Origin of the sequence: Pseudomonas ulcerans (assembly GCF_036324125.1) — a bacterium.
Taxonomy (GTDB): Bacteria; Pseudomonadota; Gammaproteobacteria; order Pseudomonadales; family Pseudomonadaceae; genus Aquipseudomonas; species Aquipseudomonas ulcerans.
On record NZ_JAZDQN010000004.1, the window covers coordinates 194,141 to 214,410 of the forward strand.

Sequence of the window (20,270 nt, forward strand, 5' to 3'; positions counted from 1 at the left end):
CGCTTATTCCTCGCCGGTGCCGTGGGCACCGACCGGGTACAGGGATTCGAGGCGCAGCAGTTCCACCAGCGCGCGACCCTGCGTGGACAGGTCGATGACATGCGCGCCCTGCGCCAGGGTCTTTTGCAGCGACAGCAGCAGTTGCACGCCGGCACTGTCGAGTTCGTCCAGGCCGCCGAGGTCCAGGGCCCAGGGGCCCGGGTCCTGCGCCAACAGGGCGAGCAGGGCCTGGCGGGTGTCGCTGGCTTCGTAGATGGTCAGGTCGCCACGCACGTCCAGGCGCGCGGGCTGCGAATCGCTGGCGGGATGCAGCGTGACGGTGGCCATCAGCCGATCAGCTTTTCGACCGCCGCCAGCAGTTGCTGCGGCTGGAACGGCTTGACGATCCAGGCCTTGGCCCCGGCGGCCTGGCCTTCGGCTTTCTTGGCCTGCTCGCTTTCGGTGGTGAGCATCATGATCGGGGTGAAGCGGTACTCGGGCTTGGCCTTCACCGCCTTGACCAGGCCGATGCCGTCGAGGTTGGGCATGTTCACGTCGCTGATGATCAGGTTGATCTTCTGTCCGGTGAGCTTGCTCAGCGCATCGCGGCCGTCGCAGGCCTCGATGACCTGGTGACCGGTACCGTTGAGGCTGATTTTCACCAGTTGGCGCATGGAGGCGGAGTCGTCGACGATCAGGATGGTCTTGGCCATGTCAGGGCACTCGGCAGTTAGAAAAAGGTCACGTCGCTGGCGGTCGCAGCCTGGCTGTGGCCGACGCGCTCCTCGCTGGTGGTGAAGCGCTCGCGCAGGCGGGCGAGCCAGGCCTGGGCATCGTGCAGGCGCTGGTCGCGGCGTTCGATGGCTTCCTGGAGTTGCTGCAGGTCGGTCTGCAGGTGATCGAGCATCTGGTCGGCGCGGTCCTGGAACTGCAGGGCGACCATCACCGCGTGGATATCGCCCTGGGTCGAGCGGGCGTTGTCCTGGAGATTGCGTGAGGCGGCGTCGAGGGCGTCGAGGTTGTTGCCCAGGCCGCTGATGACCTCGGCAAGCACCTGCTCCAGGCGCGCGAGGTTCTGCTGTTCCTCGCTGCCGAGCTCGTTGGCGGCTTCGATGCTGGACTGGATCGCCTGGTTGATCTCGCCGACCTTGCTGTCCATCGACTGGCCGGTTTCCGCCGACAGCCGGGAGAGCTTGCGCACCTCATCGGCGACCACCGCGAAACCGCGGCCGAACTCACCGGCGCGAGCGGCCTCGATGGCCGCGTTGAGGGCCAGCAGGTTGGTCTGGCTGGCGATTTCCTGGACGTGGCGGGCCATCTGCTGCAGCTCGCCGGTGTAGCCGCCGAGGTGGCCGATGGTGGCGAGGAATTCCTGCTGGCGACGGCTGCCGGCGGCGAAGGCTTCGGTCACGCCTTGCAGGCGCTGGTTAGCCTGGCGCAGGTTTTCGCCGAGGCCGCCGCTGGTGAGCACGTCTTCGCTCTGGTCGAGACTGGCCTGGAGACGCTGGCTGATATCGGTGAAGCGGTCGAGCAGGCCGCCGATGTTGTCGGCGAGCAGACGGCGGCTTTGCTGCAGGCTGTCGGTCCAGGACGGCACGACCGCTGGCAACAGTTGTTCAAGGGCGTGGGGCTGGGGTTCCGGGAGGTGGTCGTCGACCGACTGTGTCACCGGCAAGACAGCCTTGCGTGGCGCCAGGAACAGCGCGGCGGCAGCGATCAGCAGCAGCCCGGCGACATTCAGCCAGGCCAGGCCGGACAGCATCGCGGCGACGCACAGAACAATCCCTATCCCGATACCCACGTGCATTCGCATCCCTTACGCCCACCGTCCTTCTCTGAAGGCTTCGCATGGTAGCGATAGTGATTTGACGTCAAAATCGGGACGCCCCTTAAGCCGACCGGGCAGTCATAAAAGTGACTCGGCAAAACAATACGGGACTGCGCTGACCACACCGACAGGATTGTCGACTGAAACGCTTTAGGCGCCGCGCACCGGTGGATTCCGGGCTGGCTTAGGAGAAGGCGGGATACATAGGTGTATGGCTTAAGCCAAAGGTGTGATGGCGTTTAGCTTGATAAGCAATTGGTTACAGGGAATGTGGGGGCTTTCCCGCATTCCGTCCTCCGGGAGAACGGAATGCGGGGCGATCGATCAGTCGCGCCAGTGACGCTTGTGCTTGCGATGGCCGTAGTGATGACCGCGGTCATGGACATAGCGGCGGTCGTAGCCACGACCGCGATCGCGGTAGCGACGATCGTCGTCGTCGGCCTTGTTGCCCATGTAGTTGCCCAGCGCACCACCCGCGCCACCACCGGCGGCGGCGCCGATCAGGCTGCCGGTGTTGCCGCCCATGCTGCGGCCCACCACATTGCCGCCGGCGGCGCCCAATGCACCACCGATGGCCGCTTCGCCGCGGCTGCGTTTGTCGGCACCGACGGCACTACCGGCCGCACCACCGAGGCCGGCGCCGATCGCCGAGCCGGTGCTGCCACCGATCGACTGGCCGACCACCGAGCCCAATACCCCACCCAATGCGCCGCCAATACCGGCTTCGGTGGTGCCGCCCGCGCTGGCAACGCCACTGAGCAGGCTGAGGGACAACAGAAGAATCGAGGAGTACTTCATACGAGAGCCTCAAAGGGATGACGGGGCCGATCCTGCGTCCCGCGCATGAGGCTGACAACGGAAATCCGACGAGTAGCACGAGTGCAGCACATATTTCTAAGCTATTGATTTAGCTGTGAAACTTATCGTGATTTTGGCGGTCTTAGGTTACTTGCGGATCAAGGCCCTGACGGTAATGTCAGGGCCTTTTTTGTTTGTGCTACCGGGTTGGCTCTCATTGATTCAGCGGGAACTTGTGGGAGCGGGTTTACCCGCGATGGCACTGGTGAATTCATTATCGCAATCGCGGGTAAACCGCTCCTGCAGGATCATGCCAGGCACAGGATTAGTTGAGTCTGGAGAGACTAAGGCAATGCCTTGCGCACCTCCAGGCGCCTGGGCAACAACCGGTTCTCGAAGAACAGATCCGCCGTCGCCTGCTGCGCCTGGATCACCGCCTCGGTGATCGGCAGCACCGGCGATGGCGGGCGGTTATCCACATAGCTGGCCACGACCGCTTCCGGCAGCCCCATGGAAGCACTCAATACCTTCAGGCTGGCTTCACGCTCGCTGTGGGTAAGTTGTTCGGCGGCGGTCAGTTCAGCCAGCAGGCTGTGGATAAACTCGCCATTCTCCGCCGCATAGGCCCGCCGCGCGGTGTATACCGGCCCGGACAGCCCCAGCCCTTCACCATCGGCCAGCTTGCGGCTGTGACCCTCGCTCAGCGCCAGCGAAACGTACGGATCCCACACCGCCCAGGCATCCACGCTGCCATGCTCGAAGGCCGCGCGGGCATCCGCCGGGCTCAGGTAGACCGGCTGGATGTCAAGGAACGACAGCCCTGCCTTGTTCAGCGCACGCAATACCAGGTTGTGCGAACTGGAACCCTTCTGCAGCGCGACCTTGCGACCTTTCAGGTCAGCCACCTGCTGCAACCCGCTGTCATTGCGCACCAGGATCACTTCCGCCGACGGCTTGGCCGGCTCGGCACCGATGTACACCAGGTCGGCCCCCGCCGCCTGGGCGAACAGCGGCGGGATATCACCGGTGGAGCCGACATCCAGGCTGCCGATGTTCAGCGCTTCGAGCATCTGCGGTCCGGCAGGGAATTCGATCCACTGCACGCGGGTCTCGGGGAAGCGCTTTTCCAGCAGCCCGTGCTCCTTCGCCAGTACCAGGGCGATGGAGCCCTTCTGGTAGCCGATGCGCAACGCCTGTGGCTCGGCCTGCGCCAGCGTCGCCAGGCCCAGCAGGCCCAGGCCGGCGACGAACATTGCCAATAGCTTCATGCGTCACTCCGCCAGCGAGGGCTTTTCCCAGAGGTTGATACCGCCTTCCACCGCATGCCGGTCGATCAGCGCCAGTTCCTCCGGACTGAAGGCGAGATTGCTCAAGGCGCCGACGTTCTCGACGATCTGCTCCGGTCGACTGGCACCGATCAGCGCCGAGGTGACCCGTGGATCACGCAGGGTCCAGGCCAGCGCCAGTTGCGCCAGGCTTTGTCCGCGCGCCCTGGCGATTTCATCAAGGGCGCGGACATGCGCCAGGTTGGCCTCGGACAGGTGCGACGGCAGCAGCGAACCACCGCCCGGCTTGTTGACCCGGGCATCGCCGGGCACGCCGTTAAGGTATTTGTCGGTCAGCAGCCCCTGTGCCAGCGGGGTGAAGGCGATGACGCCGGCACCCAGCTCGTCGGTGACGTCCAGCAGGTCCTTTTCCACCCAGCGATTGAGCAGGTTGTAGGCCGGTTGATGGATCAGCAGCGGCACCTTCCATTCCTGCAAGAGCCGGGCGATTTCCCGGGTCTTGCTCCCGGAATAGGACGAGATCCCGATATACAGCGCCTTGCCCTGCTGCACCGCCGTGGCCAGCGCGCCGGCGGTTTCCTCCAGCGGGGTATCCGGGTCGAAGCGGTGTGAATAGAAGATATCCACATAGTCCAACCCCAGCCGCGCCAGGCTCTGGTCGAGGCTGGCGAGGATGTACTTGCGCGAACCGCCGCCCTGCCCGTAAGGCCCGGGCCACATGTCCCAGCCGGCCTTGCTGGAGATGATCAGTTCGTCGCGATAGCCCTTGAAGTCCTCGCGCAGCAGGCGCCCGAAGTTGATCTCGGCGCTGCCATAGGGCGGGCCATAGTTGTTGGCCAGGTCGAAATGGTTGATGCCCAGGTCGAAGGCGGTGCGCAGCAACGCACGCTGGTTGTCCAGCGGCGTGCTGTCGCCGAAGTTGTGCCACAGGCCCAGGGACAGGGCCGGCAGCACCAGCCCGCTGCGGCCGACCCGGCGGTATGGCATGGCGTTGTAGCGGTTTTCCGCGGCGATGTAGCTCATGGCGCTTTCCTCAGGAGAAATAGGGGTTGTTCGGCCGGCTCAGGCCCAAGTGTTCACGCAGGGTGCGGCCTTCATAGCGGCTGCGGAACAGACCGCGCCGCTGCAACTCCGGCACCACCCATTGCGCGACGTCTCCCAGGCCACCCGGCAGGTGCGGCACCAGGACGTTGAAACCATCGGCGGCGTCGTTCTCGAACCATTCCTGCAACTGGTCGGCGATCTGCCGTGGCGTGCCGATCAGGCTGTGATGGCCGCGCCCGCCGGCGATGCGCCGACCAAGCTGGGCAAGGTTGAGGTTTTCCCGCTCGGCCAGTTCGCTGAGCAATTGCTGGCGACTGCGCTGGCCGCTGTCGGTGAGGGGCAGCGCGGGCAAGGGACCATCCTGTGGATAACCCGACAGATCGAAATTGCCGAGCATCCGCCCGAGCAGGGCGATCCCCACCTGAGGCTCCACCAGTTCCTGGAAGGCCGCGAACTTATCCTCGGCCTCGGCCTGGCTTGTCCCCGTCACCACGAACACCCCCGGCATGATCTTCAGCGAGTCGCGATCACGCCCGTGGTCCGCCAGCCGCCCCTTGAGATCGGCATAGAACACCTGGGCCGATGCCAGCGACGTCTGCGCGGTGAACACCACGTCGGCAGTGCGCGCCGCCAGGTCAAGCCCGGCCGGCGAAGAACCGGCCTGGACCACCACCGGGCGGCCTTGCGGGGTGCGGGCTACATTCAAAGGACCGCGCACCTTGAAGTGTTCGCCCTCATGATTGAGCAATCGTACTGAATCAGGCTTGTAGTACGTACCGGTTTTCTTGTCTCGAATGAAGGCATCGTCGGCCCAGCTATCCCACAGGCCGGTGACCACTTGATGAAACTCGCGGGCACGAATATAGCGTTCTGCGTGGCCTACGTGAGCTTCGAGGCCAAAATTCAGCGCTTCGGCGGCTGCATCGGACGTTACCAGGTTCCACCCTGCCCGCCCTCCTGACAGATGATCCAGCGAAGCAAATTTCCGTGCCACATGGTATGGATCGTTGTACGTTGTAGTAGCTGTGGCCACCAAACCGATGCGCTCCGTGACGGCGCTGAGCGCCGAAAGCAGGGTGAGGGGCTCGAAATGGTCGGAACGGGCCATCATGCTGGCAATTGGCCCGTCCGCAGCGGCCACGCTGTCGGCGACGAACAACGCGTCGAAACAGGCGTTCTCGGCAATCCGAGCGAGCTGCTTGTAATGCTGGATATCCAGTCCGGCATTGGCCGGAACATCGGGGTGACGCCAGGCCGCTACGTGATGCCCGGTAGCCATCAAGAAAGCGCCGAGACTCATTTGCCGTGGGGTTTTGCTCATGTCAGAAGTCCTTGCGCAGCTGGATGCCGAAGTAACGTTCGTCATCGCGCGGAACAGCGCGGTAGACGTAGTTGCCGCCGGTGGCCAGCAGGGGTGAGTAGGATTTGTCCGCAAGGTTTTTGGCCAGCAACGCCACGCGCCAGCCTTCGTTGTAGTCGGCCAGGGCGACGCTGGCATTCCATATGCCGTAGGCGCCCTGGATCGTGTCGGCGTTCTGGGAAATGTCGTACTGCACTTTGCTCTGCCAGCTGAAGTCCGTGCCCAGTTCGATATCCAGGCCGTTATCCAGCGGGATGCTGTAGTCGGCGCGCACGTAACTCTTCCAATCCGGGCTGTACGGCAGCGGTTTGCCATTGACGTTGCACGACGCCGCGGCGCCCGCCGGGCAGGCGAATTCGTCGATACGCGCCTTGGTGTAGGCCAGTGCGCCGGAGAATTTCAGTTGCGAAGTCGCCTGCAAGGCGAAGTCCAGTTCGACGCCTTCGCTCTTCACCGAGCCGGCGTTGATCAGGCGGGTCACCACCTGGCCGGCGACGCTGTCGAAGAAGTTGGCCTGGTAGTTGTCGTACTCGGTGTGGAACACCGCCAGGTTGCTGGTCAGGCGGTTGTTCCACAGGCTCGCCTTGAGCCCGGCCTCCCAGCTGTTGGAGGTTTCCGGCTTGAGCGCGTCGGTGTCGCGCGGCTGCATGTTGAAGAACACGTTGTAGGCCGGGCCCTTGTAGCCGCGGGAGTAGGTCAGGTAGCTGGTGATGTCGTCGGTCAGGTCGTACTGCACGCCCAGGCGCCCGGACCAGCCGTCTTCATCCACGGAGCCGGAACTGCTGGTGCCCGGCTGGATGCCGTTGACCGCTACCGTCGAGGTGGACACGCGGCGGTGGTCGTATTCGAGGTCGTCATGGGTCCAGCGCAGACCGGCGATGCCACGCAAATGCTCGGTGAAGTTGAGGGTGCTTTCGCCGAATACCGCGTAGCTGTCGTTGGTGGTGCTGTAGTCGGCGGTGCCCTGCTGGGTCACGGTGGTGGTGCGCAGGGTGCGACGGTAGGTTTCCTCGTCCTTGCCGTGCATGTAGAACAGGCCGCCGACGTATTCGACGAACTGACCTTTCGGCGAAGCCAGGCGCAGTTCCTGGGAGTACTGGTTGTATTCCAGCTCGCCCTTGTCCTCGATGCCGGGAAAGGCAGCGCTGATGGTCGCCAGGCGGTCGCCGTCCTGCCACTGGGTGTTGTCCCAGCCGCGCCAGGCGGTGATCGAGGTCAGGGTGTAATCGCCGAGATTCCAGTCGAGCTGGGCCGACAGGCCTTTGTTGGTGTCGTCGACATGGCTGCGGTAGTCGCTGACGATATCGCGGTTGTCGCTGTCGGCACGCACCGGCGCCAGGGCATTGGAGAAGGCCGGCAGCAGGGACTTGGCCACCACGCCGTTGGGCGCGTCATCGCGGGATTTCAGGTAGTCGGCGGCGAGGGTCAGGCTGAGGTCGTCGCTGGGGGTGAACACCAGCTTGCCGCGCACGCCCTTGCGGTTGTAGCCGTTGACCTCCTGGCCATTGGCCTTGTTGTCGACGTTGCCGTCATAGCTGCCGAAGAGGGTGCTGATCGAGCCCTTGAGGGTATCCGGGATCAGCGCGCCGCCGATGCCAAAGCGGGTACGGCTCTCATTGCCGCTGTAGTACGACTGCTCGACGAAGCCGTGGGTCTCTTCAGTGGGCGCGCGGGTGGTGATGTTCAGTACACCGGCCGAGGCGTTCTTGCCGAACAGGGTGCCCTGCGGGCCACGCAGCACTTCCAGGCGTTCGATATCCAACAGGTCCAGGGTCGACTGGCCCGGACGGCCGAAGACCACGCCGTCGATCACCGTCGCCACGGTTGGCTCGACGCCCGGCGAGGTGGAAATGGTGCCCACGCCGCGAATGAACAGCGAGGTGTCCTTGTTCGAGGCGCCGGTGCGGAAATTCAGGCTCGGCACCTGTTGCACGATGCTCGCCACGCTGTTGCGGTTTTCCCGCTCCAGCTGTTCGCCATCCACCACCGAAACGGCGACCGGCACCTGCTGCAGCGAGGCTTCGCGACGGGTTGCGGTAACGGTGACGGCCTTGAGGGTCGGGCTATCGCCTTGCGCGCCAGGCGCGGTCTCGGCGGCCATCACCGGCGCCATTGGCAAGGTGCTCAGCGCGAGCACGCCGAGGCTGAGGCGCTGACGACGAATGGCCTGGGCCAAGGGAGAAATTGCGGAGGAAAACGCGGCACGGCTGTACATGGTTCGCTACTCGAAGAATGCCCTGTCCACCGCGATCGCTGACCGCGGCGCCTGATGAAACGTCAGCGCAGGGTCCTTGGGCATTCGCTCGTGCGAGTAGCAGACAAACCATTTTGTTAGCGCTAACATCGCCAGTATCATCGGGCGCTGAATAGATCGTCCAATACTGAAAAATTACTTTTATATGCCTTTAGGTTTTTAAGGACATGCCTCGTGAGCGATGAAAAAAGCCCGCCGCGCAAGCGCCGTGGCGCCGGCCGGGTCACCTTGCTGGCGGTGGCGCGGGCAGCCGGGGTATCGGCGATTACCGTGTCGCGCTACTTCAACCAGCCGGAATCGGTCTCGCCCGAGCGGCGCGAACGCATCGCCGAAGTGGTCGCCGAACTGGGCTACGTGCCAAACCTGGTAGCCGGGGGACTGGCGTCTGCGCGGGGGCGGATCGTGGCCATGGTCATCCCCAACATCTCCGGGCCGATCTTCGCCGACACCATCCAGGGCTTCAGCGACACCCTCACCCGCCATGGCTACCAGTTGCTGCTGGCCTCCAGCTATTTCTCCAGCGAGCAGGAAGAAAGCGCGGTGCGGGCGTTTCTCGGCTGGTCGCCGGCAGCGCTGGTGCTGACCAGCCACTTCCACAGCCCGGCCACGGAAAAGATGCTGGCCGAGGCGGATATCCCGCTGGTGGAAACCTGGGACTACCGGCCAGAGCGGGCGCCGATCCAGATCGGGTTTTCCCACCATGAAGTCGGCGTAATTGCCACGCGCCACCTGCACGGCAAGGGCTACCGGAAGATTGCCTTCGTGCAGAACAGCGCGGCGGGGGACTTCAGTGCGCTGGAGCGGCGTGATGGGTATATCGAAACGCTGAAGGAGCTAGGGGGCGAGCCGCAGGTGTTCGCACCCGAGACGGACCTGGCGCCGTTCGAAGCAGGCAAGCAGGCGATGCTGGCGCTGATGGCCTCCGAGCAGCGGCCGGAAGCGATCATCTTCGCCAACGACAACCTGGCGGCGGGGGCCTTGCTGGCGGGGCAACGAGCGGGCTTCAGAATTCCCGAGGACTGCGCGGTGATGGGCTTTGGCGATTATCCGTTCGCCGCGATGCTGATGCCGGGGCTGACCACGGTGAAACCGCCGGCGTTGCAGATGGGGGTGCTGGCGGCCACGCGGGTGCTGCAGAAGCTGGGGGTGATAGAAGGAGAGGCAGATCACCTGAATCTGCTGGAGTGTCAGGTGATCGGCCGGGAGAGCGCTTGAGAAGGTGCTTGGACCTTGTGGGAGCGGGTTCACCCGCGATTACGGTGTTGAACCCACCGTCGTCATCGCGGGTGAACCCGCTCCCACAAGGATCGCGCTGAACCTGGCAAATCACCGCACCAGATGCAGATACTGCAAATGCCGCTCGTACTGGTCGAGGATGTCGTTGATCACCTGCTCCTTGCTGTAGCCCATCAGGTCATAGTCCTGGCTGCCTTCGGCCAGGTGCACCTCGGCGCGGTAGTAGCGGCGGTTCTTCAGTTCCTGGGTGCCCAGCCCGGCGAGGGCGAAGGACGGGGTGAAGTAGCCGCGCATCTGCACCTGGTAGAGGAATGGCTGCTCCTCGCCATGGCCGATCTTCAGGCTGACGTTGTCGTGGCTCGGGTCTTCCTGGGTGATGACGCTCAGGCCCTTTTCCGCATACACCTCGGTGACCTCGGCAATCGCCGGGCGCACCACGTCTTCCATGAAGCGATATACCTCGTCCCGCGACGGGAAATGCACCGCCTGGCTCAGGCGCTGGCGCCAGCCGTTCTTGCCACGTCGCGAACCAGCGGAGGGCGACAGCGAGTGCATCTGCGCGATACGCCGTTGCGACTCCAGGTAGAACGCCTTGTGCAGGCCCCACATCATCGCCAGCAGGATCACCGAGAACGGCAGCGAGGTGAGCACCACCGCCGATTTCAACGAATCGATGCTGCCGGCGAACAGCAGCCCGCTGGTGACCAGCGCGGTCATCACGCCCCAGAACACCCGCAGCCAGTTCGGGCCGTCCTCGTCGGTGCCGCCGCCCTTGGCCGAAAGGGTCGAGAGCACCACAGTGCCGGAGTCGGCCGAGGTGACGAAGAAGACAAAGCTGATGAACACGGTGATGGCGATCACCGTCTTGCTCCACGGATAGGTTTCCAGCAGCAGGTAGAGGGTCATCGACGGGTTGTTCACTGCCGAATCGGCCAGGGCGGTCATGCCGTGGTCGAGCACCTGGGTCAGGGCGCTGTTGCCGAAGATCGACATCCACGCCAGGGTGAAGCCCAGCGGGATCAGCAGCACGCCGAAGACGAATTCGCGAATGGTCCGGCCACGGGAAATCCGAGCAATGAACAACCCCACGAACGGCGCCCAGGCGATCCACCAGGCCCAATAGAACACCGTCCAGTTGCCCAGCCAGTCGTTGGCGCCGTCGTAGGCGTAGACGTCGAAGCTCTTGCGCGGCAACACCGCGAGGTAGTCGCCGAGGTTCTGGATCAGTGTGTTGAACAGGTGCTGGGTGGGCCCTGCAAACAGCACGAAGAGCAGCAGCGCGCAGGCGAGGAACAGGTTGACGTCGGACATCACTCGCACGCCCTTCTCCACCCCGGCCACGGCCACCAACACCGCCGCGCCCATCATCAGGGCGATCAGCGCCACCTGCACCCATTGGGTGTGGGCGATGCCGAACAGGTAGTCCAGGCCGGAATTGAGGTGCAGCACGCCGAAGCCCATGTCAGCGCCGAGGCCGAACACCGTGGCGATGATGCCGAAGCCATCCACCGCGTAGCCGATCGGCCCGTTGATGCGCTTGCCGATCAGCGGGTACAGCGCCGAGCGCAGGGCCAGCGGCAGGTTGTGGCGGTAGGCGAAATAGGCCAGGGCCATGCCGACGAAGGCGAATACGCCCCAACCGTGCAGGCCCCAGTGCAGGAACAGCACCTGCATCGCCTGGCGCCCGGCCTCCACCGTGCCGGCTTCGCCCTGGGGCGGCTGCATCAGGTGGGTCAGGGGCTCGGAGACGCAGAAGAAGAACAGGGTGATGCTGATCCCGGCGGCGAACAGCATGCCGGCCCAGGACAGGTAGCTGAACTCGGGCTCGTCATGGTCGGCGCCGAGCTTGATCTTGCCGTAGCCGGACAGCGCGGTGACCACCACGAACACCAGGTACAGGGTCATGGCCAGCATGTAGTACCAGCCGACGGTATGCGCCGCCCAGTTCTGCGCGGCCAGCAGCCACTCGCCAGCGGCCTGGGGGTTGGCGATGACGGTCAGGGCGAACAGCAGGATGAAACTGGCGGCGAAGTAGAACACCGGGGGATTCATGCGGATCTTCGACGGGGCATTCATGGCAGAAGCACCCCGCAAGACGGGAGAGCGGTGGGGTTGAACGGGTTCAGCAAAGGCAGATCCTCCTGTTGAACACCGGCAGCGGACCAGCGTTTTAATTTGAACAAGCGTTCAAGTTAAACATGGATCGGGGATCGAGGCGACCTATAGCTGACTACTGGACTGGGAAATCGTGGGTGGATCTTTCGCTATCCTGTGGGAGCGGGTTCACCCGCGATTGCAATAGTGGCGTCACTATCGTCATCGCGGGTGAACCCGCTCCCACAGGATTCTGGTGAACGGTGCGCGAGTTGTACTACTTCTGCGCCCCCTCATCCGACTGCAGGTTGGCCTGGGTGATATTGCTGTCCGCCGGCACATTGCGCGTCAGCCACACGTTGCCGCCGATGGTCGAACCCTTGCCGATGGTGATGCGCCCGAGAATGGTCGCGCCGGCATAGATCACCACATCGTCCTCGACGATCGGGTGCCGCGGATGGCCCTTCTGCAACTTGCCGCACTCGTCCTCGGGGAAGCGCTTGGCGCCCAGGGTGACGTGCTGGTAGATGCGCACACGCTCGCCGATGATCGCGGTCTCGCCGATCACCACACCGGTACCGTGGTCGATGAAGAAGCTCGGGCCGATCTGCGCGCCCGGGTGGATATCGATGCCGGTGATGGAATGCGCCAGCTCCGAGCTGATCCGCGCCAGCAACGGCAACCCGGCACGGTACAGGTGGTGGGCCAGGCGATGGTGGATGATCGCCAGCACGCCCGGATAGCACAGCAGCACTTCATCGACGCTGCGGGCCGCCGGATCGCCGTGGAAGGCGGCCAGCACGTCGGTATCGAGCAGCACGCGCATGGCCGGCAGGGCCGCGGCGAACTCCTGGATCAGGCGCAGCGCGGTGGCGTCGACGGTGCTGGCGTCCTGGTTGTCATGCCGCGCCGCATAGCGCAGTTCCAGGCGCGCCTGGGCGAGCAGCGCGGTCAGCGCCGAGTCGAGGGTATGACCGACGTAGAAATCCTCGCTTTCCTCGCGCAGGTCCACCGGACCCAGGCGCATCGGGAACAACGCGCCACACAGCTGTTCGAGGATATGCCGCACGGCCTCGCGCGACGGCAGCTCGCGTCCGCCCTGTTCGCCGCTGCTGCGGCCATTGCGGGTGCGCCACTGGTCGCGGGCCGCACGCAGCTGGCCGACGATGGTGTGAAGTTGCCAATGCCCGGATTGCGCGTTGTCGCTCACGGTTGTTTCTCCTGCTCGGCGGCATGGGACTGGAAGGGGAAATGCCGCTCTCTTGACCGAGCACTCTACGGCATTGGCCCGCGCTGGAAAAAATAACGGTTTATGCCAGTTGGCTATATGTAGGGCATAAGCCACATCGTGAGCGCTGTGCGCTCCGGCTCCTGCAGCAGCAGGCTTGCTCGCGAAGGGCCGCCTGCCTATGCTCGAATTTTCCTACAGCGACTTCCCCCATGATCGAACGACAGCTAAACCGCTTCAATCGACTGGAACTGCTCGGCGCCCCGACCCCGCTGGAAAAGGCCCGACGCCTGTCCGAGTGGACTGGTCGCGAGATCCACCTCAAGCGCGACGACCTCACGCCCCTCGCCCTCGGCGGCAACAAGCTGCGCAAACTCGAATACCTCGCCGCCGATGCCCTGGCCAAAGGGGCCGACACCCTGGTCACCGCCGGCGCGATCCAGTCCAACCATGTGCGCCAGACCGCCGCCCTCGCCGCCCGCCTCGGCCTCGGTTGCGTGGCACTGCTGGAGAACCCTATCGGCACCGATTCGGCCAGCTACCTGGACAACGGCAACCGCCTGCTCCTCGACCTGTTCGACGCCAAGGTCGAGCTGGTGGACAACCTCGACAACGCCGACCAGCAACTCGAAGCCCTCGCCGTGCGCCTGCACGCCAGCGGCCGCAAGCCGTATCTGGTCCCCATCGGTGGCTCCAATGCCCTCGGCGCCCTGGGCTACGTGCGCGCTGGCCTGGAACTGGCCGAGCAGATCGAACACAGCGGTCGCCGCTTCGCCGGCGTGGTGCTCGCTTCCGGCAGCGCCGGCACCCATGCCGGGCTGGCCCTGGCACTGGCCGAACGACTGCCGGAGCTGCCGGTGATCGGCGTCACCGTGTCCCGCAGCGAAGAGGCGCAGAAACCCAAGGTCCAGGCCCTGGCCGAGCGTACCGCCGAGCTGCTGGACGTTCGCGTACCGGACGCTTTCAACGTGCAGCTGTGGGACGAGTACTACGCCCCACGCTACGGCGAACCCAGCGCCGGCGGCCTCGCCGCGATTCGCCTGCTGGCCAGCCAGGAAGGCGTCCTGCTGGACCCGGTGTACACCGGCAAGGCCATGGCCGGCCTGCTCGATGGCATCGCCCGGGAACGCTTCGACGAAGGTCCGCTGATTTTTCTGCACACGGGCGGGGCGCCGGCATTATTCGCCTACCCTGATGTCTGTTAACGCTGAATCAGGTGCGGCCTCATAGTTCACAAATACATAAGAAAAGATTCTTTTATTATTTTTGAACCTATAAGCCGCGCCCTATAGTCACCACCACTTTCACAACAAGACTGGGGACAGGGCATGACGATTTCCGTTTTCACCAAACGTATTCTCGCGGTCGGCGCAGGCGTCGTCCTGGGCGCCAGCCTGCTCGGCCAGGCGGTTGCCGGCGAGCAGTTGAAGACCATCCAGGACAAGGGCGTCATCAACGTCGGCCTGGAGGGTACCTATCCGCCGTTCAGCTTCGTCGACGAGAACGGCAAGCTCACCGGCTTCGAGGTCGAACTCTCGGAAGCTCTGGCGCAGAAGCTGGGGGTCAAGGCCAAGGTACAGCCGACCAAGTGGGATGGCATCCTTGCCGCCCTTGAATCCAAGCGCCTGGACGTGGTGGTCAACCAGGTGACCATTTCCGACGAACGCAAGAAGAAGTACGACTTCTCCAAGCCCTACACCATTTCCGGCATCCAGGCGCTGATCCTGAAGAAAAAGGCCGAGACACTGAACATCCACTCCGCCGCCGACCTGGCCGACAAGAAAGTCGGCGTTGGCCTGGGCACCAACTACGAACAGTGGGTGAAGAAGGAAGTCCCGAAGGCCGACGTGCGCACCTACGAGGATGACCCGAGCAAGTTCGCCGACCTGCGCAACGGCCGCATCGACGCGATCCTGGTCGACCGCCTGGCCGCCCTCGAATACGCGCAGAAAGCCAAGGACACCGCCCTCGCCGGCGACGCCTTCTCCCGCCTGGAATCCGGCATCGCACTGCGCAAGGGCGAACCGGAACTGCTCGCGGCGATCGACAAGGCGCTGGACGAACTGCGGGCTGACGGCACCCTGGCCAAGCTCTCGGAGAAATACTTCGGTGCCGATGTCACCCAATGATCGCTGAAAGCCTGCAACTCGTTGCCGACTCCACGCCCTTCCTGCTGAAGGGCGCTGGCTACACCGTGCTGCTCAGCGTCGGCGGCATGTTCTTCGGCCTGGTGCTGGGCTTTGCCCTGGCGCTGATGCGCCTGTCGAAGATCCTGCCGCTGGACTGGCTGGCACGCATCTACGTGTCCTTCTTCCGCGGCACGCCGCTGCTGGTGCAGTTGTTCGTGATCTATTTCGGCCTGCCGCAGATCGGCATCGAGCTCGATCCGATCCCGGCCTCGCTGATCGGCCTGTCGCTGAACATGGCCGCGTACATCTGCGAGATCCTGCGCGCGGCGATTTCCTCCATCGATCGCGGCCAGTGGGAAGCCGCCGCCAGCATCGGCATGACCCGCACCCAGGCGATGCGCCGGGCGATCCTGCCGCAGGCGCTGCGCACCGCGCTGCCGCCGCTGGGCAACAGCTTCATCTCGCTGGTCAAGGACACCGCCCTGGCGGCCACCATCCAGGTCCCCGAGCTGTTCCGCCAGGCCCAGCTGATCACCGCGCGCACCTTCGAAGTGTTCACCATGTACCTTGCGGTGGCAGTCATCTACTGGATTCTTTGCAGCGTCCTCGCGCACTTCCAGCACCGCATGGAAGCGCGGGTCAACCGTCATGACCAGGAGCCGCAGCGATGATCCGCGTGCAACGCCTGAACAAGCAGTTCAACGGCCAGGCCGTGCTCAAGGACATCGACCTCAGCGTCGAACCCGGTGAAGTGATCGCCATCATCGGCCCCAGCGGCTCGGGCAAGACCACCTTCCTGCGCTGCCTCAACCTGCTGGAAACCCCGGACAGCGGCCTGATCCAGGTCGGCGACGTGGAGATCGACGCCAGCCGCCCGCTCAAGCAGCAGGGCGGGCCGATCCGCCGCCTGCGCCAGCAGGTGGGCTTCGTGTTCCAGAACTTCAATCTGTTCCCCCATCGCACCGCGCTGGAGAACGTTATCGAAGGACCGCTGGTGGTGAAGAAGACGCCCCGCGACAAGGCCGAGGCCCTGGGTCGGCAGTTGCTGGCCAAGGTCGGCCTGGCGGGCAAGGAAGACTCGTACCCGCGGCGCCTGTCCGGCGGCCAGCAACAGCGGGTGGCGATCGCCCGCGCCCTGGCCATGGAGCCAGAAGTGATCCTGTTCGACGAACCCACCTCGGCCCTCGACCCGGAACTGGTCGGCGAGGTACTGGCGACCATCCGCGGCCTGGCCGAGGAAAAGCGCACCATGATCATCGTCACCCACGAGATGAACTTCGCACGCGACGTGGCCAACCGGGTGATCTTCTTCGACAAGGGTGTGATCGTGGAACAGAACGAAGCCAAGGCACTGTTCGCCAACCCGCAGCATGAAAGGACTCGCCAGTTCCTCGGCAAGATCCTCGGCGGCTGAGGGCTGCAAAGACCCGGCAGGCCAATTCAGGCACAATTGCCAGCATTGATTCGCATTACTGCTGATCAACCCTGGAATCGTCTGCAAGAAGGATCTCTATGAAGTGGCTCGTTTCACGCCCGGCGCATTGGCTGGGCCTGCTGGTCTGCCTGCTCACCCTGAACCTGGCCCAGGCCGCCGAGGACGGCGCCGACAGGTCGGTCACCGTGGAAAAGGACGCGCGCCAATACCGCGTGCAAGCCGATGGCAGCTACGACCTGCGCCATGAACTGGTGTTCCAGATCGAGGAAGAGCGCGCGATCAAGACCACCGCGCAGCAATCCCTGCCGTACAACCGCACCCTGGAAACCCTTGAGGTGGTCGAGGCGTACACGCAGAAGCCCGACGGCCGCAAGGTGACGGTCAGCGCCGATCAGATCAAGGAACAACAGCAACAGGCCTCGGCCGACGCACCGATGTTCCTCGACAGCCTGGTCAAGGTGGTGATCTTCCCCGAGGTCGCGGTGGGCGACCGCCTGGTCCTGACCTACCAGCGCCATCGCAACACCGCGCTGTTCCCCGGCCAGTTCGAGGACACGGTGTTCCCCTACATCTACCCGGTGCGGCAGATGAGCGTGGTCTACGACCTGCCCGCCGACCTGGCGCTGCACGCCGATGCCCGCGACTTCAAACCCTCCACCCCGTCCGCCGAAAGCGGGCGCAAGGTGTGGCGCTGGGACTACCAGAACGACGCGCAACCGCGCATGGAAATCGGCGCGGTGTCCTACGCCGACTACGGGCAGTACCTGGCGGTCTCGACCTTCTCCGACTATGCCGCCTTCGCCAAGGCCTACGCGGCGCGCTCGCAGTTCGAAGTGACCCCGGCCATCGCGGACCTGGCCAAATCCCTCACCGCCGAGATCAAGGAGCCCCGCGCCAAGGCCCTGGTGCTGAGCGACTGGGTGCGCAAGAACGTGCGCTTCGTCGCCGTCTACATCGGTGCCGGCGGCGTGGTGCCGCATGCCGCCGAAACCGTGCTGAACAACCGCTACGGCGACTGCAAGGATCACGTCGCCCTGCTCGGCGCGCTGCTGAAGGCGGTGGATATCCACAGCACCCCGGCGCTGATCAACCTGGGCACCGCCTACCAGTTGCCGAAGGTGCCGACCCTCGGCGTGATCAACCACGCCATCACCTACATCCTAAGCCTGGACCTGTACCTGGACCCGACCATGAAAGGCATCGCCGCCGGCTTCCTGCCGCTGCCGGACATGGACAAACCCGTGGTACTGATCGACTCGGCCACCCTCGCCCACACGCCGAAGACCCAGGCCAATAGCGTCAAGAGCCGCACCACCTTCCGCATCAACGAGAACGGCGAGGCGGACTTCAGCAATGATTCGAACATCGAAGGCTGGGGCGCCGAGCTGAACCGCTACGGTCTGCGCAACATGGCACCGGGCGAGCGCGACATGCTGGTGCAACGCATCCTCAGCAGCTACAACCAGTCCGGCAATGGCCGCGTCGAAGGCAAGAAGCTGGACAAGCAGGGCCACGGCTTCCAGCTCTCGATCAACGGCCACTCGCGCAACCTGGTCAACCTGCCCGGACCGATCGGCGTGCCGACCCTGAGCAGCTTCGCCGGCGGCATCGCGCAGAACGCCCAGGGCTTCATCAGCGAGAAATCGCGCCGGCAGGCGTTTCTCTGCGTATCGAGCCGGACCGAGGAAGAGGCGCGCTTCGACTTCCCGGCCCAGGTGCAGATCGTCGCCACGCCCAAGCCGGTGTCGCTCAAGGCGCCGAACCTCGACTACAGCGCCGAGTACCGCCGCGAAGGCAACAGCGTGGTGGTGACCCGGCGCATGGACTTCCGCAACGACGGTTCGACCTGTACACCAGAGCAGTTGCGCGCGCTGATGCCGACCGTAGAGGCGCTGATCCGCGACCTCAACAGCCAGGTGATCGTCCAGCAAGACTGAAAGCATGGGGCCGCAAAGCGGCCCCAACCAGGGCCATGACGTTTTTCAATAGCCTCGATGCCGCAATCCGCCTTGCCCCTTTGCCTGCCGTGCACGATTCTTGAGGGTATCTGCCGTTACCAACACCACCCCATGCAGAGGGCCCGCAATGAAAACCGTGGCACAGCTATTGAAGTTGAAAGCGCAGCACGCGCAGCAGGTCTACACCATCGCCCCGCACCAGACGGTGCTGGAAGCCCTGATGGTCATGGCGGAAAAGAACGTCGGCGCCCTGCCGGTGGTCGAAGGCGGTCGAGTGGTGGGGATCGTCAGTGAGCGCGACTATGCGCGCAAGATGGTGCTCAAGGGGCGTTCGTCGGTGGGCACCGAGGTGCGCGACATCATGAGTTCTCCGGTGATCACCGTGGACTCGCACCAGAGCGTCGAGACCTGCATGAGCATGATGACCGACAGCCATCTGCGCCACCTGCCGGTGGTGGAGGACGGAGAACTGCTCGGCCTGTTGTCGATCGGCGACCTGGTCAAGGAGTCGATCGCCGCGCAGGCCGAGCTGATTCGTCAGCTGGAAGGTTATATCCGCGGCGATTGAGGCTCAGCGGTATTCGCCCTCCAGCTCATCGAGCTGGTGGTCGAAGCTGCGCAACCGCGCCGACCAGGTGTACACCAGCACCTCCAGGTCGCGGTTGAGCACCGCGGCGCCGCGGCGCGAGCTCTGCTGCGAATCGCACAGGTCGAGCTGGTAGCGCTCGCGGGCCATGGCCGTCGCCACGCTGGACAGCTCGCGGGCATTGTTCAGCCAGTGGCGATGATGGTCATGGATTTCCTGATCGAGTTCCTGGCACTGCGCCTTCAAGGCTTCCAGGCTGCGCTCCAGCGGGGTGCCTTCGAGTTCACCCATGACTTCCTGGAAGGTCCGCCCGGGCTGCCAATAGCTGCCCCAGAAATACCGGTCGAACACCGTTTCCACACGACGCAGGGCGACCTTGGTATTCCAGATCGCCACGAGCGTTCGTCCCTGTTCCAGCTGGCGGCGACGCACCCTGAGCAGTTGCCAGCGTATCCACGCCAGCGAGCCCAGGGCGAGGGCCGCGATCAGGCCGGCCGAGCCATAGAGGAACTGGCGGGCCTGTTCGAGCTGGTGAACTTCCCTGACTCCGTAGAAATAACCGGCGGTCAGCAGGCCCAGGGCTGTCACGGCAGCCCAGAAGCCAACGGCATAGGGGTCTTTCATTGGCGCTGTCCCCTTGTTGTTTTTTTCTGAGCATAGCAACGCCAATGAAGGTCATAGGGTGCCGCTCAGCGTTTATTTCTGAGGGCGACGTTGAGTTGATCGATGGTCATGATCCAGTCCGAATCGGCGATGTATTCGGCCTTGAGAAACGCCCGCTGGCCTTCGCTCCAGAACGGCGCGTCGACCAGCTTGATTTCATTCTTGAGCGGGGAATGGCTGGTGAGGAACTGCTGGATGCTGGTGGCATCGGAGGGCAGGCCCAGTTGCTCGAACAGGGCGGAAAACTCGTGGTGGGACAGGTCCATGATTCACTCCTTGGGCGGTGGTTACCAAGGGATTGAGTGCCTTGGGGAGTGAAAGTTTAGGCGGGGATTTTTCGGTCGCGCCCTGTGGGAGCGGGTTTACCCGCGATTGCGATGTTGGATTCAGCA

At 64.2% G+C, this 20,270-nt stretch carries 19 protein-coding genes; 7 read left to right on the forward strand and 12 right to left on the reverse strand.

Annotated features, from left to right (window positions below; translation table 11 throughout):
- Positions 1–3: 3 nt before the first annotated feature.
- The 8 genes from V0R59_RS05825 to V0R59_RS05860 form a co-directional block, all read right to left on the reverse strand.
- The gene (locus V0R59_RS05825) at positions 4–327 is read right to left on the reverse strand and encodes an STAS domain-containing protein (protein ID WP_330072751.1); all 324 of its coding nucleotides are present in this window, start codon (positions 325–327) and stop codon (positions 4–6) included.
- Positions 327–692, reverse strand: coding sequence for a response regulator (locus V0R59_RS05830; protein ID WP_330072752.1), 366 nt, complete (start codon positions 690–692; stop codon positions 327–329). The genes V0R59_RS05825 and V0R59_RS05830 overlap by 1 nt, the downstream gene beginning before the upstream one ends.
- 17 nt (positions 693–709) lie before the next feature.
- Entirely contained in the window at positions 710–1,792 is a 1,083-nt protein-coding gene (locus V0R59_RS05835) for a methyl-accepting chemotaxis protein (RefSeq protein WP_375547332.1), read from the reverse strand.
- Positions 1,793–2,131: 339 nt separating this feature from the next.
- Positions 2,132–2,605 carry a YMGG-like glycine zipper-containing protein gene (locus V0R59_RS05840; protein WP_330072754.1) on the reverse strand — a complete coding sequence of 158 codons (474 nt, stop codon included), beginning with the start codon at positions 2,603–2,605 and terminating at the stop codon, positions 2,132–2,134.
- A gap of 344 nt (positions 2,606–2,949) precedes the next feature.
- Positions 2,950–3,873, reverse strand: coding sequence for an aliphatic sulfonate ABC transporter substrate-binding protein (locus V0R59_RS05845; protein ID WP_330072755.1), 924 nt, complete (start codon positions 3,871–3,873; stop codon positions 2,950–2,952).
- Between the two features lie 3 nt (positions 3,874–3,876).
- Positions 3,877–4,914, reverse strand: a complete 1,038-nt coding sequence (gene mgrA, locus V0R59_RS05850) for an L-glyceraldehyde 3-phosphate reductase (RefSeq protein ID WP_330072756.1) — start codon at positions 4,912–4,914, stop codon at positions 3,877–3,879.
- 10 nt (positions 4,915–4,924) lie between these two features.
- On the reverse strand, positions 4,925–6,256 hold the full coding sequence (locus V0R59_RS05855; RefSeq protein ID WP_330072757.1) for an LLM class flavin-dependent oxidoreductase: 1,332 nt from the start codon (positions 6,254–6,256) through the stop codon (positions 4,925–4,927).
- 1 nt (position 6,257) lies between these two features.
- Positions 6,258–8,408, reverse strand: a complete 2,151-nt coding sequence (locus V0R59_RS05860; protein ID WP_330073014.1) for a TonB-dependent receptor — start codon at positions 8,406–8,408, stop codon at positions 6,258–6,260.
- A 315-nt stretch (positions 8,409–8,723) separates the two neighbouring features.
- Between V0R59_RS05860 and V0R59_RS05865 the strand changes: the two genes are divergently transcribed.
- The gene (locus V0R59_RS05865) at positions 8,724–9,764 is read left to right on the forward strand and encodes a LacI family DNA-binding transcriptional regulator (RefSeq protein ID WP_330072758.1); all 1,041 of its coding nucleotides are present in this window, start codon (positions 8,724–8,726) and stop codon (positions 9,762–9,764) included.
- 111 nt (positions 9,765–9,875) lie between these two features.
- Here the strand turns inward: V0R59_RS05865 and betT are convergent, their stop codons facing one another.
- Positions 9,876–11,861 (reverse strand): choline transporter BetT, encoded by a 1,986-nt coding sequence (gene betT, locus V0R59_RS05870; protein WP_330072759.1) that lies wholly within the window; start codon positions 11,859–11,861, stop codon positions 9,876–9,878.
- Between the two features lie 295 nt (positions 11,862–12,156).
- A complete protein-coding gene (gene epsC, locus V0R59_RS05875; RefSeq protein WP_330072760.1) occupies positions 12,157–13,089 on the reverse strand; it encodes a serine O-acetyltransferase EpsC in 933 nt (310 codons plus the stop codon).
- Between the two features lie 230 nt (positions 13,090–13,319).
- On the opposite strand from epsC, the gene V0R59_RS05880 reads away from it, so the two are divergent.
- From V0R59_RS05880 to V0R59_RS05905, 6 genes are all read left to right on the forward strand, one after another.
- Positions 13,320–14,312, forward strand: coding sequence for a D-cysteine desulfhydrase (locus tag V0R59_RS05880; protein ID WP_330072761.1), 993 nt, complete (start codon positions 13,320–13,322; stop codon positions 14,310–14,312).
- 123 nt (positions 14,313–14,435) lie between these two features.
- Entirely contained in the window at positions 14,436–15,236 is an 801-nt protein-coding gene (tcyJ, locus tag V0R59_RS05885; RefSeq protein WP_330072762.1) for a cystine ABC transporter substrate-binding protein, read from the forward strand.
- A complete protein-coding gene (tcyL, locus tag V0R59_RS05890; protein WP_330072763.1) occupies positions 15,233–15,907 on the forward strand; it encodes a cystine ABC transporter permease in 675 nt (224 codons plus the stop codon). The genes tcyJ and tcyL overlap by 4 nt, the downstream gene beginning before the upstream one ends.
- Positions 15,904–16,650, forward strand: a complete 747-nt coding sequence (tcyN, locus tag V0R59_RS05895) for an L-cystine ABC transporter ATP-binding protein TcyN (protein ID WP_330072764.1) — start codon at positions 15,904–15,906, stop codon at positions 16,648–16,650. Before tcyL ends, tcyN begins: the two co-directional genes overlap by 4 nt.
- A gap of 98 nt (positions 16,651–16,748) precedes the next feature.
- Positions 16,749–18,608 (forward strand): DUF3857 domain-containing transglutaminase family protein, encoded by a 1,860-nt coding sequence (locus V0R59_RS05900; protein WP_330072765.1) that lies wholly within the window; start codon positions 16,749–16,751, stop codon positions 18,606–18,608.
- A gap of 148 nt (positions 18,609–18,756) precedes the next feature.
- Positions 18,757–19,197, forward strand: a complete 441-nt coding sequence (locus V0R59_RS05905) for a CBS domain-containing protein (RefSeq protein ID WP_330072766.1) — start codon at positions 18,757–18,759, stop codon at positions 19,195–19,197.
- Positions 19,198–19,200: 3 nt separating this feature from the next.
- On the opposite strand, the gene V0R59_RS05910 is transcribed toward V0R59_RS05905, so the two are convergent.
- Together V0R59_RS05910 and V0R59_RS05915 are read right to left on the reverse strand one after the other, a co-directional pair.
- Positions 19,201–19,839, reverse strand: coding sequence for an NADH:ubiquinone oxidoreductase subunit N (locus V0R59_RS05910; RefSeq protein WP_330072767.1), 639 nt, complete (start codon positions 19,837–19,839; stop codon positions 19,201–19,203).
- A 65-nt stretch (positions 19,840–19,904) separates the two neighbouring features.
- Complete coding sequence (locus V0R59_RS05915; protein ID WP_330072768.1) at positions 19,905–20,144, reverse strand: DUF2789 domain-containing protein; 240 nt, start codon at positions 20,142–20,144, stop codon at positions 19,905–19,907.
- Positions 20,145–20,270 lie beyond the last annotated feature (126 nt).

Excerpts from the sequence above, each read along its gene's own strand:
- V0R59_RS05830 (WP_330072752.1), bottom strand. The coding sequence starts at position 692 with ATGGCCAAGACCATCCTGATCGTCGACGACTCCGCCTCCATGCGCCAA.
- tcyJ (WP_330072762.1), top strand. The coding sequence starts at position 14,436 with ATGACGATTTCCGTTTTCACCAAACGTATTCTCGCGGTCGGCGCAGGC.
- V0R59_RS05915 (WP_330072768.1), bottom strand. The coding sequence starts at position 20,144 with ATGGACCTGTCCCACCACGAGTTTTCCGCCCTGTTCGAGCAACTGGGC.
- tcyN (WP_330072764.1), top strand. The coding sequence starts at position 15,904 with ATGATCCGCGTGCAACGCCTGAACAAGCAGTTCAACGGCCAGGCCGTG.
- V0R59_RS05825 (WP_330072751.1), bottom strand. The coding sequence starts at position 327 with ATGGCCACCGTCACGCTGCATCCCGCCAGCGATTCGCAGCCCGCGCGC.
- mgrA (WP_330072756.1), bottom strand. The coding sequence starts at position 4,914 with ATGAGCTACATCGCCGCGGAAAACCGCTACAACGCCATGCCATACCGC.
- V0R59_RS05880 (WP_330072761.1), top strand. The coding sequence starts at position 13,320 with ATGATCGAACGACAGCTAAACCGCTTCAATCGACTGGAACTGCTCGGC.
- V0R59_RS05900 (WP_330072765.1), top strand. The coding sequence starts at position 16,749 with ATGAAGTGGCTCGTTTCACGCCCGGCGCATTGGCTGGGCCTGCTGGTC.
- V0R59_RS05840 (WP_330072754.1), bottom strand. The coding sequence starts at position 2,605 with ATGAAGTACTCCTCGATTCTTCTGTTGTCCCTCAGCCTGCTCAGTGGC.
- V0R59_RS05845 (WP_330072755.1), bottom strand. The coding sequence starts at position 3,873 with ATGAAGCTATTGGCAATGTTCGTCGCCGGCCTGGGCCTGCTGGGCCTG.
- V0R59_RS05855 (WP_330072757.1), bottom strand. The coding sequence starts at position 6,256 with ATGAGCAAAACCCCACGGCAAATGAGTCTCGGCGCTTTCTTGATGGCT.
- V0R59_RS05860 (WP_330073014.1), bottom strand. The coding sequence starts at position 8,408 with ATGGCGCCGGTGATGGCCGCCGAGACCGCGCCTGGCGCGCAAGGCGAT.
- tcyL (WP_330072763.1), top strand. The coding sequence starts at position 15,233 with ATGATCGCTGAAAGCCTGCAACTCGTTGCCGACTCCACGCCCTTCCTG.
- V0R59_RS05905 (WP_330072766.1), top strand. The coding sequence starts at position 18,757 with ATGAAAACCGTGGCACAGCTATTGAAGTTGAAAGCGCAGCACGCGCAG.
- V0R59_RS05835 (WP_375547332.1), bottom strand. The coding sequence starts at position 1,792 with ATGCGAATGCACGTGGGTATCGGGATAGGGATTGTTCTGTGCGTCGCC.
- betT (WP_330072759.1), bottom strand. The coding sequence starts at position 11,861 with ATGAATGCCCCGTCGAAGATCCGCATGAATCCCCCGGTGTTCTACTTC.
- V0R59_RS05910 (WP_330072767.1), bottom strand. The coding sequence starts at position 19,839 with ATGAAAGACCCCTATGCCGTTGGCTTCTGGGCTGCCGTGACAGCCCTG.